This window comes from Propionispora hippei DSM 15287 (assembly GCF_900141835.1).
GTDB lineage: Bacteria > Bacillota > Negativicutes > Propionisporales > Propionisporaceae > Propionispora > Propionispora hippei.
The window spans coordinates 1-8,087 of the sequence record NZ_FQZD01000067.1 but is presented as its reverse complement, the minus strand read 5'-3'; the positions used below and the strand labels follow the sequence as shown (position 1 = coordinate 8,087).

The following is an 8,087-nucleotide window of genomic DNA, read 5'->3' as shown; positions in this document are numbered from 1 at the left end:
AAGTAAAACCGCAGGAATAGCGGCCCCTATTTCAAGGTTTGCTGACGCAGCCAGGCGGAAAAAGCTCCGTCAGGACGCGCAGTGTGAATTAATCAGCGGTTACCTAGGAAACTAATGATTTTGGACGTACCTGCCGGCACCGGCAGGTATGTTTTTTTATCTGAGAGCTGCCTGCCAGGCGAGCCGCTGTTAAGGTCCACAGATGGAGGCATTTGTGTATCGGAGGGATAAAAGACAAGTTATTGCATATATATGTGATAGCATACTTTACAGAGTGGCTTTACCCGGCAACTATGCTGTTGATCTGATCGGCTGCTTTACAAAACATATACACGATTGTCTCGGTTTGGTTTTTTTTACAGCCATAACGTGCGTTCCGAAGAGACATAACCAAAAAAAGTATATAGCCAAGAGAAGAATTTTGTGCTAAAATTTATGTTAGATGCGGTGAATAGGATACTAAGGGCAGCGTTGCCACTGGAGCGAAGGTTTAAAAGCTTTGGTGGCTTTTTTTGCCAAAAAAGGGGTGATAGACAAGGTGATCGTATTAGAAAACATACATAAATACTTTGGTTCCTTACATGTACTAAAAGGAGTCAACCTCACTGTTCAGTCGGGAGAAAAGGTGGTTATCATCGGACCCAGTGGATCGGGAAAAAGTACGCTGATCCGGTGTATGAACCTCTTAGAGATGCCTACCGAGGGCAAGGTCGTCGTCGACGAGGTGCAGATGAATGCGCCGAAGGCTCCGGTACCGGCTCTTCGTCAATCCATCGGGATGGTGTTTCAGCAATTTAACCTGTATCCGCATAAAACCGTCCTGGAAAATTTGACGCTGGCGCCGGTTAAAATCAAGGGCGTGCCGCTGGAGGAAGCTGTTGCTTCGGGACTCAAGTATCTGGAACGGGTTGGACTGCAAGATAAGGCCAACGCTTATCCGGCGCAATTGTCGGGCGGGCAGCAGCAGCGGGTGGCCATTGCCCGGGCGCTCAACATGCATCCGAAAATCATGTTGTTCGATGAGCCGACTTCGGCGCTGGACCCCGAAATGATTCAGGAAGTACTGGATGTTATGGTTGGTTTGGCCGGGGAGGGAATTACCATGGTGGTGGTGACACACGAAATGGGCTTTGCCCGTAAGGTGGCGGACCGTGTCATTTTTATGGATCAGGGGCAGATATTGGAAGAGGGAACGCCGGAACACTTCTTTATCAACCCGACCCATGAACGCACCAAGCTGTTCCTTAGCCGGATTAATCATTAATTGAGTATAGAGCAAAGTAGAGGAGGAGTTATTGTGAAAAAGTGGTTTTCTCTTGTAGCTTTACTGGCTGTCATGGCTATGGCCCTGGCCGGCTGCGGCAGCAGCGCTCCGTCATCCACATCGGCGGGGGGCGACGCATCGGATATCAAAGCAATTAAAGAACGGGGCGTGCTGAAGGTCGGCGTCAAGGTGGATGTTCCGAAATTTGGCTTTAAAGATCCGCAGACCGGCAAAATTGACGGCATGGAAATTGATCTGGCTAAAAGCATCGCTAAAAAGATTCTTGGCGATGAAAATAAAGTGGAGGTACAGGCTGTAACGGCCAAGACCCGCGGACCGCTCTTAGATAACGGTGAAGTGGATCTGGTCATCGCTACTTTTACCATTACCGACGAACGCAAACAAAGCTATAATTTCTCCGAACCGTACTTTACCGACGGTGTTGCCCTGATGGTTAAGAAGGACTCGGGCATAACCAGTCTGAAAGACCTGAACGGCAAGAAAATTGGTGTAGCCCAAAGTGCAACCAGCAAAAAAGCGTTAGTGGACGAAGTGAACAAATTGGGAATTAAAGTGGACTTCCTGGAGTTCGGAACCTATCCGGAAATCAAAACTGCTTTGGATTCCGGCCGTGTAGATTGCTTCTCGGTGGACGGAGCAATTCTGTATGGCTATCTGGATGACTCTACTGTGATTTTACCGGATCGTTACAGTCCGCAAAAATACGGGATCGCCTCCAAAAAATCCAACACCAGCCTGGCTAAACTGGTCGATGATACGGTTGCCGAAATGCAAAAATCCGGCGACATGGATAAGCTGATCCAAAAATGGGGTCTTAAATAGTGACCGGACCTTTCGCATGGTTTAAGTGGATAGCCGTATTTCAGGAATGGCCGGTTTTTGCCGAAGGTTTTGTAACAACTTTGGTATTGTCGGCGTTAGCACTCAGCCTGGCTATCATACTGGGAATTGTGCTGGGGGTCATGGGAACCTCGCACTATAAACCAATGCGGACGATCAACCGGGCATATGTGGAGTTTATTCAAAATACTCCGTTGGTTATTCAAATATTCTTCCTGTATCACGGCTTGCCACATGTGGGTATTATGCTTCCGGTTTTTTCGGTGGGGGTTTTGGGAGTCGGCATTTACCATGGCGCTTATATTGCCGAGGTCGTGCGGGCCGGCATCCAGTCCATCCCGCGGGGGCAGCACGAGGCCGCCTATTCCCAAGGGTTCTCGTACTGGAGTGCTATGCGCCACATTGTACTGCCTCAGGCTAAACGGATGGCTTTGCCGCCGCTTACCAATCAGGCGGTGAGCTTGATAAAAAATACGTCCGTTATGGCAATGGTCGCCGGCGGCGACCTGATGTATCATGCCGATTCCTGGGCCAGTACCAATCTGTATTATGGTCCGGCCTATGTGGTTACAGGTATTCTTTACTGGATCATTTGTTATCCGCTGGCCCGTTACGCCCGGGAGATGGAACGTAAGCTGGAGGTGTCGTTATGATCAGTGAACTGCTTCAGCCTGAACTCTTCCTGTTCCTTGGCGCCGGGCTTATGACTACCCTGTATATTGCTGTGGCATCTATTGTGCTCAGCATGATTGCCGGGACCATTCTGGGGATTGCCCGGTTTTCCGGCCACCGGCTGTTTGCTCCCGCGGCGGCCCTGTATATTGAAAGCGTGCGCAATACGCCGCTATTGCTGTTCATTCTGGCTGTCCGGTTTATGACGCCCTTGCCGCCGGTGCAGGCCGGTGTGGCGGCCATGACCATCTTCACGGCGTCGATTGTGGCCGAGATTGTCCGGGGTGGCTTGAATTCTATCCATAAGGGACAGTGGGAAGCAGCCCGGTCGCAGGGCTTCGGCTATTGGCAGACCTTGCGGTATATTGTATTGCCGCAGGCGCTGCGTAACATGATTCCGCCACTGGTTTCGCAATGCACTACGGTCATTAAGGATACTTCCTTTGTCTGGGCGGTGGGCATTGAAGACTTGACCGGCAAGGGGATGATCATCATGGGCAAATACGGGACATCGGCGCAGGTGTTTTGTATCTTCGGGATGATCGCCCTGGTCTATTTTATTATGAATTACGCATTGTCCGGTTATGCCCGTGCCCAGCACCGGAAAATGGCACATCATAGCTATTAATGATTTTTCTGCATTTACCTGTGGCATCGGCGACAATTGTTGCCAGTGCCACAGGTTTTGTTATATATTTATACAAGGAGGAGCGCGGTGGTTAGCAGGAAAAGTACTCTCTATAAGGAATTAATGTTGTTAGGTGATGATACCACAGTTGGCTCAAGGAGAGATACATATGACTGATAATCTGCGCGAACAGCAAAACGGCCTTTTGCCTGAAGACTATGCAACATCCGAAAAAATGCTGGCGGAAATTGTTGATTTAACTTATGACTGTCTGTTGTTGGTATCGGTGGAAACCTGTGGGATTGTCTATGCCAATAAGGCCTGCCGCCGGTTATACGGTTACCGTTCCGAAGAGTTACTTGGCATGCCGCTGCAGGATATCGCCGCCAAGGACAGAAATTCTTTGGAACGGGAGATACAGCGGGTCATAAAAAAATATCCCGGATCATACCAGTGTGAGACGACACATGGCACAAAAACAGGGAGACAGGTTCCTGTGGAGATCATTTCCAAGCTGGTAGTAATCGACGGGAAAAAATTTTTATTGAAACATATCAGAAATATCTCTAAGCAAAAGAAGCTGCAGCTTGAAGCGGAGTTATTAATTCAGAAGCTGTCAAACCATGCTTATTACGACCAACTCACCGGGGCTCACAACCGGACTTACTTGTTCTCCGTCTTGTTGCCCAAGCTAATCGCCTCACAGCTGCAAGCCGGAATTTTGTTGATGGATATAAATAAGTTTAAGTTTATTAACGATACTTATGGACACCTGGCCGGGGACTACATACTTGCTGAGTTTGCTCATACGGTGGAGGCTTGCATTCGCAAGCAGGATAAATTGATCCGTTACGGCGGCGACGAATTTATTGTGGTTTTAATGAAAGCATCTTATGAAGAAGCAGTCAGCTCTGCCAACCGGATCAAAAAGACCGTAGCGGCCAAGCAATTTATCTTTCAGGGGCAGCAGATAGAATGTACTGCCAGTGCCGGCATTGCGGCGGGAGAATTTAAAACAGAAAAAGACTTGGAAGTTTGGATAAAGCAGGCCGATATGGCTCTTTATGAAGAGAAGCGGCAGTTGACGGAAGTTGTCGGACGGGGGAGCGGCATATAGCTAAGAACACATGGCTATAATCAGGTATATACTGGTCATAACTCTGTGGTGCTCTTGAGCCGCCTTCTGTTATGGCCGGGAATACCCTATTACTTTATCAACCCTAATCCCGTGAATACTGTTGGTCTATTTTTCGCAAGCCTTCGTTGTCGTCAGTCAGCATACTTCCGGTATGCTTCCCTTCTTCGCCATATCTTGCAAAAAAATAGCCTCGTCATGATTCTGCAGTTTTAGGATTGACAAGGTACTAGTGGTCTGTAAGCAGGCCACAGGTTAGAAAGGAAATCTTTACAATGATCAGTAGAAAACAAGCTGTCTTATATTTGATGTTAACGGCACTTCTCTGGAGTACCGGCGGAGTAATGATTAAGTGGGTGGACTGGAATCCCATGGCGGTGGCCGGGGTCAGAAGTCTGATTGCGGCAGTGGTCATGGGTATCGCTTTTCGAAAAGAAAAGCTTTCTTTTTCCAAGGCCCAGTGGGGCGGCGCGATTGCTTATTCGGCTACTGTCAGTCTGTTCGTCATAGCCACTAAGCTGACTACGGCGGCTAATGCGATTTTGCTTCAGTATACGGCTCCCGTGTATGTGGCTTTATTAGGTGGCTGGCTGCTGGGTGAAAAAGCTACCCGCCGGGACTGGCTGACAATTGTGCTGGTGTTTGGCGGCATGGCTTTCTTTTTTGCCGACAAGGTATCGGCAGGCGGTATGCTGGGCAACCTATGTGCCATTGGCAGCGGACTAAGCTTTAGTTTGATTTCCATATTTATGCGGATGCAGAAGGAAGGTTCACCGTACGGGTCGGTGCTGCTGGGCAATGGGCTTACTTTTTTGATGAGTCTGCCGTTTCTGGGCAATATTTCCTTTACGTCACCTAATGTATTGGCGATGCTGTTTTTGGGTGTTTTTCAGCTAGGCTTAGCCTATGTCCTTTATAGTCATGCCATCAAGCATGTCAACGCGCTGGAGGCGATCATTATTACGACGCTGGAACCGATTCTCAATCCGGTGTGGGTATTCTTCTTCATCGGTGAGGTACCGGGCGTCTTCGCCCTAATCGGCGGCGGTATTGTGGTAACGGCCATTGCGATGCGCAGCTATCTGGAGAAGGCCGCCGGCGAAAACCCAGTGGTGGCCGATAGCGATTAGGATGGACGCGCTGGAGTTATTTTACAGGAAAAAATATTGAAGAGACATTTGACAAAATGTTATTTTAGGTATATACTATCTTATGTCATTAATTGTAGTGATATTGGGGTGTCGCCAAGTTGGTAAGGCACGGGACTCTGACTCCCGCATTCCTAGGTTCGAGTCCTAGCACCCCAGCCAACGACTCACTAGCTCAACTGGCAGAGCAACTGACTCTTAATCAGTAGGTTCACGGTTCGATTCCGTGGTGGGTCACCAGTAAAACTCAGGTGTATTAAAGACTTCGTTGTCTTTGATACACCTTTTATTTTTTTGACCGTTGCCCAAACCGCTGCCAAGGTGAGGTTTGAGTGGTTCTGTGCTAAATGTGGGGGTTAAGAAAAATAAAGTGAAATTTCAGAAGCAGAGATAGGGATATGGAAATAGCCCTGCTTTTTCAAGCTGGATAACAATGAACCTTTCTTTTGCATGCAATTAAATCGATATGTTTTTGGTTGTTAGCAGTTTCATTTCGAATATGGGCAAAACCTTCGAAACCTGCTAGATTTTATAGATTAGCAGGTTTTTTATAAAACAATTTCCAAAACAAAGGTTTATCTATTTTAATTGGGGTAAAGAGGACAGCAACAATAGGGAGTTTCTGCTTATCTTTACTTTTTAATAGTTGGTATTCATTATAAAGAGATGGTTTAATTTATACATTTATTCCATAATCTGATTAGTTTTCTAAAATAAAGAAGGAATTGTCATTTTATGGCGAGAATTTTATTTTAATAAAAATTAAAGGCTTAATGTGTGTATACTCAATTTATATATTAAGCATGTTAAATGGTTTGCAAAAAACACATTAGATTTTCTGAATATCGTGAAGTAATTAATCCAAAAAGAAGTCAAGTTGACAAGTATCAGAGGGGGTATTGATTATTTATGAAGTATTGTCAAAAATGTGGAAACGAATCAGCCGATGATGTGAATTTTTGTGGTTCTTGTGGCAATAAATTAGGTGAGCCGCGAAGTGAAGTTCAGGCATCTATACCTCAGCCAACATTTAACCAGCCGCCTCAAGCCAATAAGCAGAGTGATAAAAAAAAGGGGTGCATTGGTTGTCTAGCAATTATTGTTTTCTTTATTATTATCGTAGCTATTTTTGGCAGCTGCAGCAATAAAAATTCGACGCCCCCTGCTGAACCAGCCGTCACGCAAGAGAAAACTGAAAAAGATAAGGAAAAGGCGATTGCCGATGCTAATAAAGCAGTTATTGATATGCTTGGAACATTTTATAAAAAAACAGATGAAGTTGAAAAGACTGAATGGTATACTCAATGGCAAGGCTCTTATCCTGCTGAAACTGCAGTCTATTGGTATGTCGGTTTAAATTCAGATGACATAATAAATCAAAGAGTTAAAATAGTACACTTTTCTAGCGACATTGATTGGGTATTTTGGGATAAAATTATATTTTCAACAACAGAAAAAAAATGGGATTATGATATAGGTAGTTTTGCGGGACAATCTGGCGGAGGTAAGTCTACTCAAATAGTTATGGGTGGAAAATATGAAACGGTAGATTTGCCAATTAAAAAGGTAATTCAAGGGGTTGAAATAGTTACTAATGGAAGTAACCCAATTATTAGATTGCAAGGTAAAGAGCATCATTACGATATAAAATTATCATCTAAAGATATAGATAATCTAAAAAATGCTATTGCTTTTTCGAAAAATGCTGAAATTATTGGCAATAGAATTATACGAGCGAAATAGTGATTAATATAAACTAACTGTAAAATGAAACTATCTTGTTATTCTTTCGTTGAAGTAAATTACTTGTCAAGTTAGAGATAATGTTGTTAGACGAAGCGATGATTGCCATTCATACTGCTAAATATATCGGTGTAATCTGATATCATAGAATATGACTGGAATAAATATCGATGCGTAGAACCTAGTCACTATGTATAAAATAACTATTCATGGACTCATAATCAGTAGGTTCACGGTTCGATTCCGTGGTCGGTCACCAGTAAAACTCAGGTGTATTAAAGACTTCATTGTCTTTGATACACCTTTTATTGCGTAAGCGAATACCACATGCTATGCATGTGGTTCCAAAAAGCTTATAGCTATACGTCGAAAAAAACAGCCTCTTTTGTTAGAATAAATGCAGGTTTGCCGACCGCATAACTCTAAACAAAGGAGGCGCATCCAATGGATGATACTAAGAGTTTAGCACATAGTAAATGGCGGTGCAAATATCATATAGTATTTGCACCAAAATATCGTAGACAGGTGATATATGGAAAAATAAAAGCGGATATAGGAGTGATCCTAAGGAAGCTGTGTGAGTACAAAGGTGTGGAAATTTTAGAAGCTAACGCTTGCCCGGATCATATTCACATG

8 protein-coding genes and 2 tRNA genes are annotated in these 8,087 nt (G+C 44.9%); all 10 read left to right on the top strand.

The window, feature by feature from the left end; all coding sequences use genetic code 11:
* Positions 1-538 precede the first annotated feature (538 nt).
* Positions 539-1,264: an amino acid ABC transporter ATP-binding protein gene (locus F3H20_RS19530; RefSeq protein WP_149736517.1), complete on the top strand. Its 726-nt coding sequence runs from the start codon at positions 539-541 to the stop codon at positions 1,262-1,264.
* 33 nt (positions 1,265-1,297) lie between these two features.
* The gene (locus F3H20_RS19525) at positions 1,298-2,107 is read left to right on the top strand and encodes a transporter substrate-binding domain-containing protein (protein ID WP_149736516.1); all 810 of its coding nucleotides are present in this window, start codon (positions 1,298-1,300) and stop codon (positions 2,105-2,107) included.
* Positions 2,107-2,778 (top strand): amino acid ABC transporter permease, encoded by a 672-nt coding sequence (locus F3H20_RS19520; protein WP_149736515.1) that lies wholly within the window; start codon positions 2,107-2,109, stop codon positions 2,776-2,778. Before F3H20_RS19525 ends, F3H20_RS19520 begins: the two co-directional genes overlap by 1 nt.
* Positions 2,775-3,425, top strand: a complete 651-nt coding sequence (locus F3H20_RS19515) for an amino acid ABC transporter permease (protein ID WP_149736514.1) — start codon at positions 2,775-2,777, stop codon at positions 3,423-3,425. The genes F3H20_RS19520 and F3H20_RS19515 overlap by 4 nt, the downstream gene beginning before the upstream one ends.
* Positions 3,426-3,594: 169 nt before the next feature.
* Positions 3,595-4,542, top strand: a complete 948-nt coding sequence (locus F3H20_RS19510) for a sensor domain-containing diguanylate cyclase (protein ID WP_188128429.1) — start codon at positions 3,595-3,597, stop codon at positions 4,540-4,542.
* A gap of 293 nt (positions 4,543-4,835) precedes the next feature.
* Entirely contained in the window at positions 4,836-5,690 is an 855-nt protein-coding gene (locus tag F3H20_RS19505) for a DMT family transporter (RefSeq protein ID WP_149736512.1), read from the top strand.
* Between the two features lie 104 nt (positions 5,691-5,794).
* Positions 5,795-5,870, top strand: a tRNA-Gln gene (locus F3H20_RS19500).
* Between the two features lie 2 nt (positions 5,871-5,872).
* Positions 5,873-5,948 (top strand) — tRNA-Lys (locus tag F3H20_RS19495).
* A 669-nt stretch (positions 5,949-6,617) separates the two neighbouring features.
* Positions 6,618-7,451, top strand: coding sequence for a zinc-ribbon domain-containing protein (locus F3H20_RS19490; RefSeq protein WP_149736511.1), 834 nt, complete (start codon positions 6,618-6,620; stop codon positions 7,449-7,451).
* Positions 7,452-7,895: 444 nt separating this feature from the next.
* Positions 7,896-8,087: IS200/IS605 family transposase (tnpA, locus tag F3H20_RS19485; RefSeq protein WP_149736510.1), on the top strand; the 192-nt coding region annotated here is incomplete at its 3' end.